The 17,917-nt window shown below is 72.5% G+C and carries 13 protein-coding genes and 1 pseudogene; 7 read left to right on the top strand and 7 right to left on the bottom strand.

The window, feature by feature from the left end; genetic code table 11:
* Positions 1–5 precede the first annotated feature (5 nt).
* The gene (locus tag ACQEVZ_RS23595; RefSeq protein ID WP_354889084.1) at positions 6–1,166 is read left to right on the top strand and encodes an acyl-CoA dehydrogenase family protein; all 1,161 of its coding nucleotides are present in this window, start codon (positions 6–8) and stop codon (positions 1,164–1,166) included.
* Here ACQEVZ_RS23595 and ACQEVZ_RS23600 read toward each other — a convergent pair.
* From ACQEVZ_RS23600 to ACQEVZ_RS23620, 5 genes and pseudogenes are all read right to left on the bottom strand, one after another.
* Positions 1,120–2,646, bottom strand: coding sequence for a serine/threonine-protein kinase (locus ACQEVZ_RS23600; protein ID WP_433369915.1), 1,527 nt, complete (start codon positions 2,644–2,646; stop codon positions 1,120–1,122). The two genes, ACQEVZ_RS23595 and ACQEVZ_RS23600, sit on opposite strands and share 47 nt — an antisense overlap.
* 1,107 nt (positions 2,647–3,753) lie before the next feature.
* A pseudogene (locus tag ACQEVZ_RS23605) lies at positions 3,754–7,251 on the bottom strand (adenylate/guanylate cyclase domain-containing protein); the annotation flags it as partial.
* Positions 7,248–8,033 (bottom strand): MBL fold metallo-hydrolase, encoded by a 786-nt coding sequence (locus ACQEVZ_RS23610; protein ID WP_433369918.1) that lies wholly within the window; start codon positions 8,031–8,033, stop codon positions 7,248–7,250. The pseudogene ACQEVZ_RS23605 and the gene ACQEVZ_RS23610, both read right to left, overlap by 4 nt.
* A gap of 76 nt (positions 8,034–8,109) precedes the next feature.
* Positions 8,110–8,571: a RidA family protein gene (locus tag ACQEVZ_RS23615; protein WP_433369921.1), complete on the bottom strand. Its 462-nt coding sequence runs from the start codon at positions 8,569–8,571 to the stop codon at positions 8,110–8,112.
* 1 nt (position 8,572) lies between these two features.
* Entirely contained in the window at positions 8,573–8,731 is a 159-nt protein-coding gene (locus tag ACQEVZ_RS23620) for a hypothetical protein (RefSeq protein ID WP_344515934.1), read from the bottom strand.
* Between the two features lie 157 nt (positions 8,732–8,888).
* Here ACQEVZ_RS23620 and ACQEVZ_RS23625 point away from each other — a divergent pair, with 157 nt between their 5' ends.
* The 3 genes from ACQEVZ_RS23625 to ACQEVZ_RS23635 all read left to right on the top strand — a co-directional run bounded on the left by ACQEVZ_RS23625 (position 8,889) and on the right by ACQEVZ_RS23635 (position 12,065).
* Complete coding sequence (locus ACQEVZ_RS23625) at positions 8,889–9,899, top strand: Rv0361 family membrane protein (protein ID WP_433369924.1); 1,011 nt, start codon at positions 8,889–8,891, stop codon at positions 9,897–9,899.
* Between the two features lie 77 nt (positions 9,900–9,976).
* The gene (locus ACQEVZ_RS23630; RefSeq protein ID WP_433369927.1) at positions 9,977–10,912 is read left to right on the top strand and encodes an ArsA-related P-loop ATPase; all 936 of its coding nucleotides are present in this window, start codon (positions 9,977–9,979) and stop codon (positions 10,910–10,912) included.
* Between the two features lie 34 nt (positions 10,913–10,946).
* A complete protein-coding gene (locus ACQEVZ_RS23635) occupies positions 10,947–12,065 on the top strand; it encodes an ArsA family ATPase (RefSeq protein WP_433369930.1) in 1,119 nt (372 codons plus the stop codon).
* An 8-nt stretch (positions 12,066–12,073) separates the two neighbouring features.
* Here the strand turns inward: ACQEVZ_RS23635 and ACQEVZ_RS23640 are convergent, their stop codons facing one another.
* Positions 12,074–12,382, bottom strand: a complete 309-nt coding sequence (locus ACQEVZ_RS23640; protein WP_344515926.1) for a WhiB family transcriptional regulator — start codon at positions 12,380–12,382, stop codon at positions 12,074–12,076.
* 432 nt (positions 12,383–12,814) lie between these two features.
* Here ACQEVZ_RS23640 and ACQEVZ_RS23645 point away from each other — a divergent pair, with 432 nt between their 5' ends.
* Entirely contained in the window at positions 12,815–15,259 is a 2,445-nt protein-coding gene (locus ACQEVZ_RS23645) for a transglycosylase domain-containing protein (protein WP_433369935.1), read from the top strand.
* 103 nt (positions 15,260–15,362) lie between these two features.
* Here the strand turns inward: ACQEVZ_RS23645 and ACQEVZ_RS23650 are convergent, their stop codons facing one another.
* Entirely contained in the window at positions 15,363–15,809 is a 447-nt protein-coding gene (locus ACQEVZ_RS23650; RefSeq protein ID WP_433369938.1) for a GatB/YqeY domain-containing protein, read from the bottom strand.
* Between the two features lie 65 nt (positions 15,810–15,874).
* On the opposite strand from ACQEVZ_RS23650, the gene ACQEVZ_RS23655 reads away from it, so the two are divergent.
* Together ACQEVZ_RS23655 and ACQEVZ_RS23660 are read left to right on the top strand one after the other, a co-directional pair.
* On the top strand, positions 15,875–16,768 hold the full coding sequence (locus ACQEVZ_RS23655) for a metallophosphoesterase (RefSeq protein WP_433369941.1): 894 nt from the start codon (positions 15,875–15,877) through the stop codon (positions 16,766–16,768).
* Complete coding sequence (locus ACQEVZ_RS23660; protein ID WP_433369944.1) at positions 16,765–17,916, top strand: alpha/beta hydrolase family protein; 1,152 nt, start codon at positions 16,765–16,767, stop codon at positions 17,914–17,916. The genes ACQEVZ_RS23655 and ACQEVZ_RS23660 overlap by 4 nt, the downstream gene beginning before the upstream one ends.
* Position 17,917: the final 1 nt, after the last annotated feature.

Consider the following 17,917-nt stretch of genomic DNA (forward strand, 5'->3'; position numbering starts at 1 on the left):
CCCTCATGGACTTCGACTACACCCAGGAACAGCAGGACCTCCGCGACGCGGTGGCGAAACTCGGCAAGCGCTACGGGCACGAGTACTTCGTGCGCAAGGCGAAGGCCGGCGAGCACTCCGACGAGCTGTGGGACGAGGCGGCCAAGCTCGGCTACCTCGGCGTCAGTGTCCCCGAGGAGTTCGGCGGCGGCGGTGGCGGCATCACCGAGCTGGCGATCGTCTGCGAGGAGCTGGCCGCGGCCGGCGCGCCGCTGCTGCTGCTCGTGGTGTCGCCCGCGATCGCCGCGACGATCGTCGACCGGCACGGCACGCAGGCGCAGCGGTCCCGCTGGCTGCCGGGCTTCGCCGACGGCACGCGGAAGGTCTGCTTCGCCATCACCGAGCCCGACGCCGGCTCCAACTTCCACAAACTGTCCACCGTGGCCCGCCGCGACGGCGACGACTACGTGATCACCGGCCGCAAGGTGTACATCTCCGGCGTCGACGAATGCTCGCAGGTCGTGGTCGTCGCCCGGATGGCCGACGACCGCACCGGCAAGCTCAAGCCGGCGCTGTTCATGGTCCCCACGGACGCCCCCGGGCTCACCATGTCCAAACTGGACATGGAGATCGTGTCGCCGGAGAACCAGTTCCTGCTGTTCTTCGACGAGGTACGGGTCCCGGCCTCCTGCCTGATCGGCGAGGACCCCGACGCGGGCCTGCCGGCGCTGTTCTCCGGCCTCAACCCGGAGCGGATCACGGTCGCGGCGATGGCCTGCGGCACCGCGCGGTACGCGCTGGAACGGGCCTCCACCTACACCGCCTCCCGCTCCGTCTGGGGCCGCCCCATCGGCAGCCACCAGGGCGTCGCGCACCCCATGGCGCACGCGCACATCCAGGTCGAGCTGGCCCGGCTCATGGTCGCGAAGGCGGCGGCCCTCTACGACGCGGGCCGCGACCTGGAGGCGGGCGTCAACGCCAACATGGCGAAGTACGCGTCGGCGGAGGCGTCGGCGCTGGCCGTGGACACCGCGATCCAGGCGCACGGCGGCAACGGCATGACCACCGAGTACGGCGTCGCGACCCTGCTCGGCGCCACCCGCGCCGGCCGCATCGCGCCGGTCTCGCGGGAGATGATCCTCAACTTCGTCGCCCAGCACCTGATGGGGCAGGAGAAGTCCTACTGACGCGCAGCTGCTGGCCGGTGAACGTGCCCGGCGGCTCGCCGGCCAGGCAGCGGAACGTGGTCGGTCCCGCCTGCTGCTGCGCCACGTCGGGCAGCAGCACGTCCACGTCCCATCCCACCGCCGGCAGGTACACGAGCAACAACGTCTTCACGCTGCACACCTCGCGGACCGTCTGGCTGTCCTGGGGCGACCGCACCTGGCTGCCCTTGGGAAGGTCGCCGTAGGCGAACACCTCCCAGGTGTGCGGCGTCTCACAGCCGACCGCCTTCTTGGCCGCGTCGAAGCACTCCACGGTCTGCGAGCAGCGGGCGGCCCTCGGCGCGGTCGGCGGGCAGGCGATCGTCGCCGGGACGCCCTTCTCGGGGGCCGCGCTCGCGGTCGGGCTCTTCGCCGGGTCCGGGCCTTCCTTCTTGCCGGCCTTCAGGTTGTACGCGATACCGGCGCCGGCGAGGGCCGCCACGAGCAGCAGGACGGCCGCGGCGACCAGGATGAACCGCTTGGCGCCCGGCGGCGGGGTCGGCGTGTCGAGCACGATCTCCGGCCGCTCTTCGATGCCATGCTGGACCGTTTTGTCGGGATCCTCCCTCATCTCGGCCTGCGGCTTCGACGTGTACACCGGCTCCACCGGCGGCGAGCCCAGCGGCGGGACGACCACCTGCGGCGGCGCTTCCAGGCGCAGGTTGATCAGCTGGTCGCGGAGCTCGATCGCGGACGGCCGGGCGGTCTCGTCGTTGGCCATGCCGGCCCGCAGCACCGCCATCAGGTTCTCGGGGCAGCCGGGCAGGTCGGGGATCTGCTCGTTGAACATGTCGACCAGCGACAGCAGGCTCGGCGCCTGGTCCTCCCGCCACCGCGGCGGGCGCCCACGCATGAGCGCGTACAGCGTGGCGCACAGTGAGTACACGTCCGCCGACCCGGCCGGCGGCGACTGCCGGAACGTCTCCGGCGGCGCGTAGGCCGGCGTCAGCGTGTCGAGCGTCATGGACTCGTCGCGCCACTCGGCCAGGATCGCCAGCCCGAAGTCCGCGAGCGCCGGCTCCCCGAACCGGCTGAACAGGATGTTCGCCGGCTTCACGTCCCGGTGCAGCACCCCCAGCGCGTGCGCGTCGGCCAGCGCATCAGCGATCTTGAACCCGACGTCCCGCGCCTCGGCCGCACTGAGCGGCGAGTCCCGCATCCGCTCGGCGTACGACCCGTCGCACAGCTCCATGATCAGGTACGGGTGCCCGAGGTCGGTGACCCCCGCGTCGAACAGGTCGACCACGTGCGGGTGGCTCGACATCCGCCCGGCGGCCCGCGCCTCCCGCATGAACCGCCGCCGGTCCCGCTCGGACTCCAGCGTGCGATGCTCGACCTTGACCGCCACCTCCCGCCCGACCGACTCCTGCGTCGCCCGGTAGACGGTCGCATACCCGCCACGCGCAAACACGGTCAACCCGGTCATCCCGGGCACCGTCGGCAGGGGTACGGCATCGGCCACGGCTAGAACGGTACGACAGCCACCCGACATTCGCCGTCACGCATCGGCCACAACACCCCGCCAGCCATCGATACCCTTCCCCCACACCGCCCACCCGCCCCTTGATCACCCCGCAAACACGCCACCCACTCATCCACAAGAGCCGTCGCCCCACCTGCCACCCCGCCACGCAGGCACGAACTCGTCGTCCACGTCCTCGTTGGCGCCGCCGCCGAGTCCGCCAGTCCGACGGTGCCGGGATCACCGCCGGGGCCGGGGCCGCCGCCAGGGTCGGGGGCGTGGGGGCCGCCTCCAGAGGCCGGGGCCGCCGCCACAGGCCGGGGCCGCCGCCACAGGCCGGGGCCGCCGCCAGGGGTGGGTCTTCGTCGGGACCGGAGCCGTCGCCGCCAGGGTCGCCGCCCACCGGGGCCGGGGAAGAACGCACTGGAACGAACCCAGAACCCAGCCCGCGCCGTCACATGCAACGTGGATCTTCGCGGCCAGCCCACCGCAAGACCCCGACGGCGTGAGCCGGTTTGCGGCGACGACCCGAAGGACCCGCCCGATGCCCGATTCGCCGGGTTCCCACCGCCCCTTGCCGCCACCGGCAGCACGCCGATGCACCCAACGGCGCTCGAGTCACCGACACGCGACCAGTCGATGCCACCCGGAGCTAGTCGATGCCACCAGCGGCGACCACGCCGGTCCGCACACCGGCCAGCATCCAGTCGAAGGTGCATCAAGGGCCCGCCGACGAGACCGTGCCCCCGGTCAGACACATCCGAAACGGCGCCCCGAACGCACCTTCCACACAAGACGCCGAGCATCCCCAGGAGCATCCCCAGGAGCCGCCGAGCCGCCGCTCGCCGTCCGCCGCCTGACGCGCAGGCGCGCGAGCACGTCGTCGGGGCAGGTCGTCGTTGCCGTCAGGGGCTGTCGTTGCCGGGGGTGCCGCTCGACCGGGAACGCACCAGGGCGAGGTCGGCGCTGCGTGGCCGCTTTGAAGCTACCTTACACCCTCACCGGAAATTGATCTCCAGTCGAGTCATCAGACAATCACGCCACGTCATCACGTGACGCGGCGTGTCATGTGGCGAGGGCGGCGGTGACGACGGCGGCCTCGTCGCACTGGCCGTTGGCCTCGAGGGCGTCGGCCAGGACGCGGGCCGCGTAGATCCGGCTGCGCACGTCCTCGCCGGCCAGGGTCTGCGCCTGCCGGGCCCAGTCGAGGGCCTCGACCTGCCGGCCCGCGGCGAGCAGGGCGCCGGCGTAGGCCGCCACCGCGTGCCGGCGGGAGAACATCACCGACGGACCGGGGCGGTCCGCGGCCACGCAGCCGAGCACCTCCAGCGCCGCCGCCAGGTCGCCCTGGGCCTGGCGGGCCAGGCCGAACAGGACCCGCGGCGCGACCTTCGCCGCTTCGAGGACGTCGTGGGTCTCCACGACCTGCAGGACAGCCCTGGCGTCGTCCTCGGCGGCCGCCGCGTCGCCGCGGTCCAGGCTGACGAAGCCGCGCATCGTCCGCGACATGCCGATGAGCAGCGGATGGCCGGTCTTCTCGCCGTACTCGGTGGCGTCGGTGAGCAGGTCGAAGGCGTGCGCGGGCTCGGCCAGCTCGCGGGCGACCACGCCGCGGACCACGAGCGCGAGGCCGCGGCCCCAGTCGTCGCCGGCGGCGGCGAAGTCGCGGTAGGCCCGGCGCGCCTCCCGGTCGGCGTCGGCCAGGTCGCCGCTCTCGGCGGCCGCGAAGGCCTCGACCGCGCGCAGGGTGCCGACCGCCCAGGCGTCGCCGACCCGCTCACCGAAGGGCAGGAACGCCTTCGCCAGGCGCCTGGCCTCGCCGAGCCGGCCGGCGAGCAGCCGGACGAAGGCGGTGGTGCCGCGCAGCCAGGCCCGGCCGACGGGGTCGCCCAGCTCGGCGAAGCGGCGGGCGGCCCGGCCGAGGGCCGCGTCGGCGCCGGCGAAGTCGCCGCGGGTGGTGGTGACCCAGGCCAGGTGCTGCAGCGACCAGGCCTGCGCCCGCCGGTCGCCGGAGCTGACCGCGATCTGGAAGGACTCGGCGAAGCGCCCGCCGGCCTCGGCGAGCCGGCCTTCGAGGAAGTCGGCCATGCCGAGCCGGCGCATGGCGTCGCCCCGCTCGTACGTGAGGCGCGCCTCCGTCGCCGCTTCGAGGGCTTCGTTGAGGGTCTGGTAGCTGCGGCGCTGGTCGCCGGTGGCGCGGTAGGCGCGGCCGGCGACGAGCAGGGCGCCGACCCGGACCGCGGGGTCGTCGGGTGCGTTGGCGGTGACCTTCTCGGCGCCGGCGAGGGCTTCGGAGACCCGGCCGAGCTGCAGCAGCGCCCGCGCGTGCACGAGCCGGTCGCCGAGTGGGACGGTGCCGAGGGCGGTGGCCCGGTCGGCGGCCTGGGCGGCCTGGGCGGGTTCGCCGGTGGCGAGGGCCTCGCGGGCCGCGCGGCCGAGGGCCTGCACGCCGAGCGGCGCGGCGGAGCGGGCGAGGGAGTCGGGGCGCAGCCCGACGACGTCGGCGAGGCGGGAGGCGCGCTCGGCGTGGTCGGCGATGAACGCGTCGGCGGCGCCGGCGGTCATGTTGAGGCCGGTGACGGTGCCGCCGGTATTGCCGGAGGTCTGCCAGGCGGTCATCGCCGCGGCCGCCCAGCGGGACAGTGCGGCGTGCCGCTCGGCGAGGTCGGCCTTGCCGATGCCGGCGTACGCGGCCTCGCGCAGCAGCGGCGTGGCGAACGCGTAGCCGCCGCGGGCGCGGCGCAGCATGCGCCGCTGGAGCAGCTCCTCGACGGCGCGCTCCAGCTCGACGGCGGCGACGACGGCGGGCCGGGCCGGTTGGCCGGGCGGGTTGAAGCGCAGCGCCTCCAGGGCCCGGCTGGGCACGGTGTCGCCGATGACGGCCGCGTCGCGCAGCACGGCGCGGGTGTCGGGGGGCAGCGCGTCGATGCGGGCGGCGAGGACGGCGGCGAGGTCGCGGGAGAGCAGCCGCCCGCCGAGAGAGCCGGGGGTGAGCCGCCAGCCGACGGGGTCGCTGCCGGGCACGGTGCTCAGCGCGCCGCGCTCCTGCAGGAGGGTGACCAGCTCGGCGAGGTAGAACGGGTTGCCTTGGGCGGTCGCGAGGAGCCGGTCCTCGTCGGGTGCCGCGAGCCGCCCGCCGCCGAGGTACGCGCTGAGCAGCCGCGCCGCGTCGGCACCGCGCAGCGGCGGGATCGGCACCAGCTCGGCGTCGGGCACGCGGGTGAGGACGCCGGCGGAGCGGACCAGCTCGGGCCGGCCGAGCAGCACGATGAGGACCGGGCCGGTGATCCGCTCGATGACGGCGCCGAGCGCGTCGACGGTCTCGGCGGTCGCGTCGTGCAGGTCGTCGACGATGACGACGAGGGGCGTCTCGGCGGCCATGCCGGACAGCAGCTCCGCGACCGCGTTGGGCACGGCGTGCAGGTCGAGCTCGTCGGGTTTGGCGCCGGGCGCGACCCAGGACGCCTCCGACGACGAGCCGGAGTAGCCGATGAGGCTCAGCAGGAGGTCGGTGGCGAAGCGGGGCGGCTCGGGGCGGCCGCGGGCGGCGCGGGCCAGCCGCTGCGCGAGGCGGCGCAGCCGCTCCTCGACCGCTTCGCGGGTGAGGTTGGTGGCGTCCGGCGGCAGGCCGATCGCGGCGCGGACGAGGTCGGCGAGGGGCGCGAGCCGGCGGCGTTCGCCGAAGGCGGCGCAGTGCACGGACAGCACGCGGGCGCCGCCGCCGGGCGCGAACCCGGCGCTCGGCGTGTAGCCGGCGCTGCCGAGGTAGCCGGCGGCGAAGCGCTCGATCTCGCCGGCGAGCCGGGACTTGCCCAGCCCGGCCTCCCCGGTGAAGACCAGGACGCGGGTCTCCTGCCGGTCGGCGATCTCGGCGAGCCGGCCGGAGACGCGGGCGAGCTCCGCCTCGCGGCCGACGAACGGCGCCTCGTCGCCGAGGCCGGAGCGGGTGCCGGGGGCGTCGAGCAGGCCGAGCAGTTCGTACGCCTCGACCGGCTCCCGTTTGCCTTTCAGGCGCAGGGGGCGCAGCGCGCGCCAGGAGGCGAGCCGCCGGGTGGTGGCGGAGGTGCGGTCGCCCGCGTAGACGGCGCCGATCGCGGCGGCGTCGGCGAGCCGGGCCGCCGTGTTGACGGTGTCGCCGATGACCGTGTATTCGATGCCCGCCTGTACGCCGGCGACGACGGTGCCCGTGTTGAGTCCGATGCGCAGGCCGAGCGGGGCGCCGCCGCCGCGCTCGTCGTCGAGGACCCGGCGCACCGCCCGCTGCATGGACAGCGCGGCGCGGACGGCCCGCTCGGCGTCGTCCTCGTGGGCGACGGGGGCGCCGAAGACGGCCATGATGCCGTCGCCGGTGAGCTTGTCGACGTGGCCGCCGAAGGTCTTGACCGCGCCGGCGAGCGCGGCGAGCACCCGGTCGGTGACCGCGCCGACCCGCTCCGGGTCGAGGTCCTCCGACCAGGCGGTGAAGTCGGACAGGTCGCCGAAGAGCACGGTCACGATCCGCCGCTCGGCGGCCGGGAGGGTGGCCGCGGCCGGCAGCGCCGAGCCGCAATGGTGGCAGAACCGCGCACCCGGAACGGCCACGGTTCCACACACCGAACACGTCACGTTGCGTCCAACCCTGGCTGGGGTGGTTGTGATTCCCGACTCAGATAGGCAAGTTGCGCCCGGACCGACCACTCGGCCGCTTCCCACAGGCTGCGGTCGACATCGGCGTACACCAGAGCGACGACCTCGGCGGGATCGGTGGCGCCCGCGGCGAGCGCCGCCCGGACCTGCTCGAGGCGGGCCTGGCGGTGCTGATGGTAGAAGCGGGCGGCGACGGCGGTGTCGGTGAGTGCCGGACCGTGTCCGGGCAGCGCGGGCACGCCCTCGAAGCCGGCCAGCAGTCGCAGGCTGTTCAGGTAGTCGCCGAGGTCGCCGTCGGGCCAGGCGACGATGGTGGTCCCTCGGCCGAGGATGGTGTCGCCGGTCAGCATCAGCCGCTGGTCGCCGTGCCGTGCGGCGAAGCAGACGGAGTCGGCGGTGTGACCGGGCGTGATGACAGGTTCGATGAGGACGCCGTCGACGTCGAGCGTCGCGTGTACCGGCGGCTGGTGGACCGGCGCGCCGGTGAGCTCGGCGAGGCGCGGTACACCTTCGGTGTGGTCCTCGTGGCTGTGCGTGAGGATGATGGCGGCGATCGGCGCGTGGCCGGCGACTGCCCGCAGGTGGCCCTCGTCCAGCGGGCCCGGGTCGACGACGACGCAGCCGCCGCCGGGCGCCCGCAGGAGCCAGGTGTTGGTGCCGTCGAGTGTCATCGGGCCCGGGTTGGGCGCGCGGACCAGCGTCACCCAGTCGGGCAACGACGTGAGGACCTCGGCGGTCGGGGCGGTGACGTGGCTTACCACGAAGTGATCGTACGGCGGGCCGGTTCCCACGACACGTCACCCGACCGGGCATCGAACCCGCACGGGGGTCCGTCGCTCAGGCGACCTCGAAGATCGCTTCGACCTCGACCGGGGTGTTGAGCGGCAGGGAGGAGACGCCGACGGCGCTGCGGGCGTGCCGGCCCGCCTCACCGAAGACCTCGGCGAACAGCTCGCTGGCGCCGTTGATGACGCCCGGCTGGCCGGTGAAGCCCGGCGCCGACGCGACGAACCCGACGATCTTGACCACCCGGACGACCTTGTCCAGGCCGACCAGGGCGTGCACGGCGGCGAGGGCGTTGAGCCCGGCCTGGCGGGCGAGCTCCTTGGCCTGCTCGGGGGTCACGTCGGCGCCGACCAGGCCGGCGGCGGCGAGCTTCCCGCCGACCATCGGCAGCTGCCCCGAGACATACACGTGGTTGTTCGTCTGTACGGCCGGCACGTAGGCGGCGACCGGCGGCACGACCGCCGGGATCGTCAGGCCCAGGTCCTCCAGCCGGGTGAACACCTCACTGCCCACGTCAGTCCGCCTTGGGGCGCTTGAAGTAGGCCACGAGGTTCTCCGGGTTGAGGCCCGGCACGATCGCCACGAGCTCCCAGCCGTCCTCGCCGAAGTTGTCCAGGATCAGCTTCGTGTTGTGGACCAGCAGGGGTGCGGTCAGGTACTCCCATTTCTGCATGAGGGGAGACTATCGGTCGCCTGCGGCGCGACGAGCGGACGCCGACCGAAATGGGGTCCCCCAATGCTCGCGCGCGACGGCTACCCTAAGGGCCGCGCCGCACGGGTCCCGGGAGCCGGACCGCCGGCGGACCGGCCGTCGCACACGAGGTGGAGACATGACACAACCGCCCCAGTACCCCGGGCAGCCCGAATACCAGGGCCAGCCGGGCGACCCTTACGCCGCGCCGGGTCAGGCACCGCAGCCTCCGCAGCCGGCTCCGGGTCAGGGCTGGCCGCCCGCGCCGGGCGTGCAGGACCCGTTCGCCGCGCCGCCCACCTCGGCGCCTCCGACCTCCGCTCCGCCGACGTCCGGCCAGCCGTATGCGGTGCCGGTCCAGCCGCCGTTCCCGCAGGCCGGGTATCCGCAGCAGCCCGACCCGACGCAGTACGGGCAGCAGCCGCAGTTCGGGCAGCCGGATCCGGCGCAGTATCCGCAGCAGGGTTACCCGCAGCAGCCGCAGTACCCGCCGACGGGCGCGTTCCCGACGGGTCCGCAGCCGACCGGGCAGTTCCCGACGGGTCCGCTGCAGCAGCAGCAGCCGACCAGCGGTTTCCCGGCCCAGCCCACGAGCGGCTTCCCCGGCCAGCCCACGAGCGGCTTCCCCGGCCAGCCGACCAGTGGCTTCCCGGCCGACCCCTACGCGGGTGGCTACCAGCCCGGCTACCAGCAGCCGGCGCCGCCGAGGAAGCGCGGCCTGATGATCACCCTGATCGTCCTGGCGGTCGTGCTCGTCCTGTGCGGCGGTGGCGGCGCGGCGGCGTACTTCGTCCAGAAGGGCAACCAGGGCAAGGGCCAGCCGAGCGCGGTCGACGCGGTCAACGGCTTCCTCAAGGCTGTCTACAAGGACAAGAACACCACCGAGGCGCTCAAGTACGTCTGCGCGTCGTCCCGTGACAAGAACAAGCTGGCCGCCCGGGTCGACGACATCAAGAAGTACGACGCCGGCCTGACCAGCCCGACCTACACGTGGCCCGCCCCGACGGTCGAGAAGCAGGACGCCTCCTCGGCGACGCTGGTCGTGCCGATCAAGGTCGCCACGAGTGACGAGAAGGTCGCCGAGTCGAAGTACAAGTTCCTCGCGACGAAGGACAACGGCTGGTGGGTGTGCGAGATCACCACCGCGTAGTCGCGGACGGCGCCCTGTAGCGTCGAGGGGTGACAACGCGCGAGTCTCAGGACGGGCGGGGCGGCCGTGCAGGAAGCATGGGCTGGCCCGCCCGTCTGCATGTGGTCACCGGCAAGGGCGGCACAGGCAAGACCACGGTCGCCGGCGCGCTGGCGCTCGCACTGGCCAGGGACGGCCGGCGCACGCTGCTGATCGAGGTCGAGGCCCGGCAGGGCATCGCGCAGGTCTTCGACCGCGACCCGCTGCCCTACCAGGAGCTGCGGATCGCCACGGCGAGCGGCGGCGGCGAGGTCCGCGCGCTGGCCGTGGACGCCGAGGAGGCGCTCCTGGAGTACCTGGAGATGTTCTACCGGCTCGGCGTGGCCGGCCGGGCGCTGCGCAAGGTCGGCGCCGTCGACTTCGCCACGACCGTCGCGCCGGGGCTCCGCGACGTGCTGCTGACCGGCAAGGTCAAGGAGGCGGTGACGCGCACCGTCGACGGCCGCCGGGTGTACGACGCGGTCATCCTCGACGCGCCGCCGACGGGGCGGATCGGCCGTTTCCTCAACGTGACCGCCGAGACTGCCCGGTTGGCGAAGGTCGGCCCGATCAAGACGCAGAGTGAGGGCGTCGCGGCGATCCTGCGTTCGCCGATGACCGCCGTGCACGTGGTCACTCTTCTGGAGGAGATGCCGGTCCAGGAGACCGCCGACGCGATCGACGAGCTCAGCCGGCTCGGCATCCCGATCGGCACGGTGATCGTCAACGCGACCCGCCTGCCCGTGCTGGCCGGGGCGAAGGTGACCCAGGCGGACCTGCGCCGGGGGTTGACCGCGGCGGGGCTCACCGCCGACAAGGAGACCCTCGCGGGGCTGGCGGGCGAGGCCAAGGCGTACCAGACCCGGGTCGCCGCGGAGGCGTCACTGCGGGCCGACCTGCAGGGTCTCGGCCGGCCGGTGGTGGAGCTGCCCGTGCTCCCGGGCGGTGTCACCCCGCAGGCGCTGGAGTCCCTCGGTGATCTCTTGCTCACCTGAGCTTGACCGAGCGATGAACGGATACGCTCGCTAGGTGGGGACCCCCAAGCTCGACGCCGACGCGATCCTCGCCGACCCGGCGATCCGCATCGTCGTCTGCTGCGGCTCCGGCGGAGTCGGCAAGACCACGACCGCGGCCGCGCTCGCGGTGCGTGCCGCCGAGCGGCACGGCCGTCGCACGGTGGTGCTCACCATCGACCCGGCGCGCCGGCTGGCGCAGGCGCTGGGCCTGACCGAGCTGGACAACACGCCGCGCCTGGTCAAGGGGCTGCAGCCCGACTCGGCCGAGCTCCAGGCCATGATGCTGGACATGAAGCGGACCTTCGACGAGGTCGTGCTCGAGCACACCGACCCGAAGCGGGCCGAGGAGATCTTCGCCAACCCCTTCTACCAGGCCATGAGCTCCACGTTCTCCGGCACGCAGGAGTACATGGCGATGGAGAAGCTCGGCCAGCTGCGGGCCCGCGACGAGTGGGACCTGATCGTGGTCGACACGCCGCCGTCGCGCTCCGCGCTGGACTTCCTCGACGCGCCGGCGCGGCTGTCGCGGTTCCTGGACGGCAAGATGCTGCGGCTGCTGCTCGCCCCGGCCCGGGCCGGCGGGCGCAGCGTGTTCAACCTCGTGTCGGCCTCGTTCGGTCTGTTCAGCCGTACCGTCACCAAGATCCTCGGGGCGCAGCTGCTGACCGACCTGTCGGGGTTCGTCGGCGCCCTCGACTCGATGTTCGGTGGCTTCCGTGAGCGCGCCGAGCAGACGTACCGGGTGCTCCAGGCACCGGAGACGGCGTTCCTGGTGGTGGCGGCACCCGAGCCGGACGCGGTCCGGGAGGCGATGTATTTCGCCGGGCGGCTCGCGGCCGACCGGATGCCGCTGGCGGGTCTCGTGCTCAACCGGGTGGTGTCGGTGCCCGCCGCGCTGAGCGCCGACGACGCCCGTGCCGCCGCCGGCCGCCTCGACGAGCTGGGTGAGCATCCCTCGACGGCGGAGGTGCTCCGCGTGCACGCGGAGCTCGCGGACCAGCGGGACAGGCAGGCGGCGGTGTCAGGTCGGTTCCTGCGGGCCCACCCGGGTGTTCCGGTCGTGAAGATCCCGGCACAGCCCGCCGACGTCCATGACCTCGACGGGCTGCGCGCGATCGGATACTCGTTCTAGCCGGTGCCTCAGCCGGTCGGAACGAGCTCCTTGGTGGCGTCCTTCTCGTTACGATCCATGGCGGCTTCGAACATCTTGCGCCAGCTGGGCACCTGCGGGTGACGGCGCAGCAACGCACGGCGCTCGCGCTCGGTCATGCCGCCCCAGACTCCGAACTCGATCCGGTTGTCGAGGGCGTCTGCCAGGCACTCATACCGCACGGGGCAGCTCCGGCAGATCCGCTTCGCCACGTTCTGCTCGGCACCCTGGACGAACAAAGCGTCCGGGTCGCCATTGCGACACGCGGCGATGCTGGGCCAGTCGACGACCATGCTCATATTTCCTCTTCCCCCCTTGGACTCCCCCCGGGTCCATCCGCCGTGCTTGCCCCAGCGAATAGCACCCAAACCACGTCCCCCCATGGCTTTTGGATGCAGTTCGCCGGGCTACCCGGCGCGACAGGAGGGTCCCCGGCCACGGGAACCCCGAGAGGAGCTTTCCGGAACATCATGCTCTGTAGTCGTCCAGTTACGCAACGTTGTTGCACCAGGTTAACCGGCCTTATGTGATCCACCAAAAGGCCGGAGCGTGCTACTGCCGCGTCACGACCGGGTGCGATTTGCCCAAAAAGCCCGCACCCCCGCGATCCATGTATCAGACTCGGCTACGGGTCAACCTCACGACCGGTGTCACGCGTCTAGGACAACGAGGACGCCAGCATCAGGACGCGGCCTCATGACGCCGTCCCGTAGTCTGAGGAAGTGACCTGGATGCGCAAACGCGAACACGGCCTGCTGCCCAACGCAGCATCACTCCTGCTGTGTGGGCTGCTCGCGGGCTTGGTGGTTGCAGCGGCCGCATTCCCCGCGGTCGCGATGTCGGGCCTCGCCGCGAAGGCCGGCGCCGACACGTTCGAGAATCTGCCGACCGACATCGATGTGCTGCCGTCGCCGCAGATCAGTTATGTGTACGCATCCGACGGCAAGACCCTGCTGGCGATGATGTACGACGAGAACCGCCGCGACGTCACCAACCTTACCGACGTCGCCGACGTCATGCGCAAGGCGATCGTGGCCGCCGAGGACAACCGGTTCTACGAGCACCGCGGCGTCGACGTGAAGGGTGTGGCGCGCGCGTTCGTCGCCAACCAGAACGCCGGCGGCACCGCCGAGCAGGGCGCCTCGACGCTGACCATGCAGTACGTGCGGCAGGCGATCTCCTATTCGGCCAAGACGCCGCAGGACGTGGTGGACGCCACCGACAAGACCCCCACGCGCAAGCTGCGCGAGATGAAGTACGCGATCGACCTGGAGAAGAAGCTCAACAAGGACGAGATCCTGCTCCGGTACCTCAACATCGCCGCGTTCGGTCACGGCGCCTACGGCATCTTCGCGGCCGCGCACGTGTACTTCGAGAAGGACCCGAAGGACCTGACCCTGCCCGAGGCCGCGCTCATCGCCGGCCTGGTCAAGGCGCCCGGCACGAGCGACCCGGCGACCGTCGAGGGCCTGCCCCGCGCGCTGGACCGGCAGAAGTACGTGCTCAACCAGATGGTCGCGATGGGCTACATCAACCAGCAGCAGGCCGACGAGGCCGGCAAGACCAAGCTGAACATCGTCGGCAAGCGCACGCCCGAGGGCTGCGAGTCGGTGCAGCGCCCCAACGAGCTGGGCGCCGGCTTCTTCTGCGACTACCTGCGCCGCTGGTGGATGGAGCAGAAGGTCTTCGGCGAGGACCAGTACCAGCGCGCCAACCGGCTCCGCGCCGGCGGCTACACGGTGATCTCCTCCCTCGACGTCAACACCCAGGCCGCGGCCTTCAAGTACGCCGCCGACCAGCCGAACGTCGGCAAGAACGAGAAGATCCGGCTGGGCAACCAGAACGCGATCATGCTCGCCGCGGTCGAGCCCGGCACCGGCCGGGTCACGGCGATCGCGACGAACCGCACGTTCAGCAACGACAACAGCAAGAACGGGCCCAACACCAACCCGGACAAGAAGGGCCAGAAGGGCAACTACCCGAACACCACGGTGCCGATCATCACCGGTGACAAGGACATCCCCGGCTACCAGGCCGGCTCGACGTTCAAGATGTTCACCGCGGTGGCGGCACTGGAGGCCGGCCTGCCCCTGGCGACGACGATCAACACCGAGAAGCAGTTCCAGTCGACCTTCAAGATCAACCCGAGCAGCCCGGCCGCGTGTAACGGCCCCTGGTACTGCCCGAAGAACGCCGGCGGCCAGTCCGGTCCGTACAACATGTGGACCGCGTTCGGCAGCTCGATCAACACGTACTTCGTGCCACTGGAGCAGCAGGTCGGCGCCGACAAGGTGGTCGACGTGGCGAAGCGCCTCGGCATCCAGTTCAACGCCTCCGAGGACGCCAACCTGGCCCAGCCCCAGAACGCGAAGGGCTGGGGCGCCTTCACCCTCGGCGTCAGCGCCACCACGCCACTGCAGCTGGCCAACGCCTACGGCACGCTCGCCGCGGACGGCCTGTACTGCGAGCCGACCCCGATCCTCGAGGTCAAGGACAACAGCGGCAAGAAGGTCGAGGGGCTCGACCCGAGGTGCAAGCAGGTCGTCGACAAGGAGGTCGCGCGCGCGGCCGTCGACATGGCCCGCTGCCCCGTCGGCGACCAGTCCGCCACCGGCAAGTGCGGCGGCGCCACCGCGGGCTACGCCCGCAAGTACGTCGGCCGCCCGGTCGCCGGCAAGTCCGGCACCACCGACTCGGAGAAGAGCGCCACGTTCGTCGCGATGACCAAGCAGCTCGCGGTCGGCGGCTTCCTCACCGACCCCGACTGGCCCGAGACCAACAAGGACATGAAGCACCCCCAGATCAACTACGCGACCCTGGGCACGCTCAAGGACGGCCTCACCGGCAAGCCGGTGGTGCAGTTCACGGCGCCGACCAAGGACAAGTCGATGGGCAAGCTGGTGGAGATCCCGTCGGTCAAGTGCGCCCCGGTCGACCAGGCCCGCAGCCGGATCACCCGGGCCGGGTTCACCGTGACGGTCTCCTCCGCCCAGGTCGCCTCGCCCTGCCCGGCGGGCACGGTCGCCCGCACCGAGCCGGGCGGCGCCACGGTCAAGGGCGGGCAGGTCTCGCTGATCATCAGCAAGGGCCCCGGCGCGCCGGCCCCGCCGTACCTGGGCGACAACCCGGACGGCATCCGTGACGACACGGAATGCCCGGCGCCCTGGGTCTGCTGACCCCGCTACGACGACAACGGCCGCCCCAGGAGCTCCTGGGGCGGCCGTTCCGCTGTGTCCTGCTGACGCTCAGCCCTGTGCTTCGCTCAGCCCCGTACTTCGCTCAGCCCTTGGCGAGCTGGGCGCGGACCTCGGCGGCGACGCGGCCGCCCTCGGCCCGGCCACCGACGGCGGCCTGCGCGGCCTTCATCGCCTGGCCCATGTTGGGCGCCCCGCCCAGCCCGGCGAGCGCGTCGCGGACGATGCCCGCGAGGTCCTCCTCGGAGAGCTGGACCGGCAGATACCCGGCGAGCACCTCCTCCTCGGCGCGCTCCTTCGCCGCCTGCGCCTCACGGCCGGCGCCGGCGAACGCCTCGGCGGCCTCGCGCCGCTTCTTCGCCTCCTTGGTGAGCACCGAGAGGATCTCCTCGTCGGACAGCTCGCGGGCGGCCTTGCCGGCGACCTCGGCGTTGCGAACCGCGGTGATCGCCATCCTCAGGGTCGAGGTCACCAACTCGTCGCGGGCCTTCATGGCCTCGCGCAAGTCGGACTCCAGACGCTCCTTCAACATGAGTGCAGTCTATCCGCGGGGGACTTGGCCAAATTCTGTTGTAAAACCCCCGGTACGCTGAGCGGATGCGCTCGAAGACTGTCCGGCGCCTCGCCGTCGGTGCCGCCGCGGCCGGTGCTGCCACATTTGCCTATGCCTCGCTCGTCGAGCGCAACATGTTCACCCTGCGCAGGTTCGACGTCCCCGTGCTCTCCCCGGACGCCGAGCCGCTGCGGATCCTGCACCTCAGCGACTTCCACCTCACCCCCGGTCAGCACCGCAAGCAGCGGTGGATCGGCGAGCTGGCGGGCACCGACCCCGACCTCGTCGTGGTGACCGGCGACAACATGGCCCATGTGGATGCGGTGCCCGCCGTGGTCCGCGCGCTGACACCGCTGCTCGACCGTCCGGGCGCCTTCGTGTTCGGCAGCAACGACTATCGCGGGCCCGTGCTGAAGAACCCGTTCGGGTATTTCAACCGCGACAAGCCGTATGTGCAGGGTGCCGTCCTGCCCACCGAGGAGCTGCGCGACGTGCTCGCCGGCCACGGCTGGGCCGACCTCAACAACGCCCGGACGACGATCAAGGCCGGCGGCCGTACCGTCGAACTGGTCGGCGTCGACGACCCGCACGTCGGCCGCGACGACTACGACAGCGTCGCCGGGCCCGCCTCGGCCGACGTCGACGTGCGCCTCGGCCTCACCCACTCCCCCGAGCCGCGCATCCTGGACCGCATGGCCGACGACGGCTTCGACCTGCTCCTGGCCGGCCACACGCACGGCGGCCAGGTCGCGATGCCCTTCTTCGGGGCGCTCGTCACCAACTGCGGCCTCGACCGGCGCATGGCGAAGGGGCTGCACCGCTGGCCGTATTCGTCGGCGTTCCTGCACGTGTCGGCGGGCCTCGGCACCCACCCGACCGCGCCGGTGCGCCTCGCCTGCCCGCCGGAGGCGTCGATCCTGACCCTCGTGCCGCGATGACCTCCGTGGCGCCGGCGCCCGTCCCGCGGAAGTGGCCGCGGCGGGCCGCCTATGCCGGCGTGGCGGGCGCCGCGGGGCTCGCCGTGCTGCTGCCGACCGGCACCGCGGGCGCCGGCTGGTTCCTCGCCGGCCAGGTCCTCAACGTCAACGCCGCCCGGGCGTGGCCCGTCCGCGTCCGGGCGTACGCCGGCAACCGGATCACCCTGACCCGCACCCCCGACACGGCCCGCTCGATGCCGCTCGCCTTCGTGTGGCCCGCGGGGCACGCCGTGCTCGGCCCGGTCATCGCCACGGACCGGGTCAGCGTGACCCGGGAGATCACGACGCTGACGCGGGGCACGCTGACCAGCGGCCTCCGGGGGTACACCACCGGCTATGTCTACGAGGGCGACCCCTTGTCGGCCCGTGGCCTGCCCTTCGAGGAGGTGCTGGTCCCAGCCGAGCTCGGCGACTGCCCCGCGTGGCTGGTCCCGCCGACCAGCGGCCCGGCCGACGACACGTGGATCATCGCGGTCCACGGCCGGGGCGCGCCGCGCGGTGAGGCCCTGCGCATCCTGCCGACCCTGGCCGCCTCCGGGCACAACACCCTGGTCGTCACGTACCGCAACGACCCCGAGGCGTTCCCCAGCCCCGACGCCCTCTTCCACCTCGGCCACACCGAGTGGCGTGACGTCCTGTCCGCGATCGACTACGCCCGCACCGCCGGCGCCCGCCAGGTGATCCTGTACGGCTGGTCGATGGGCGGAGCCGCGATCCTCAACCTGCTGCGCTCGTGGGACCACGGCGGCTTCGTCCGCGGGATCGTCCTGGACTGCCCCGTCGTCGACTGGATCGCGACGTTGCGGATGAATGCCCGCCAGCTCAACGTCCCGCCCCTGTGGACCTGGACCGCCCTCAAGCTGATCCAGCACCGCCTGGGCGTGCGCTCCGCCGATCTGAACTACCGCGACGTGCCCCTGGACGTCCCGACCCTGCTGTACGTCGACCACGACGACCGCACGGTCGCCCCCGAACCGACGGTCGCCCTGGCCACGGCCTGCCCATCCGTCCAGCTCGTCGAGACCCGCGAGGCCGGTCACTGCCGCAGCTGGAACCTCGATCCGGCCGCTTACGAGTCCACCGTGAGCACCTTCCTCAAGTCCCTCTGAC

The organism is Dactylosporangium sp. CA-152071 (assembly GCF_050936335.1).
Taxonomy (GTDB): Bacteria; Actinomycetota; Actinomycetes; order Mycobacteriales; family Micromonosporaceae; genus Dactylosporangium; species Dactylosporangium maewongense.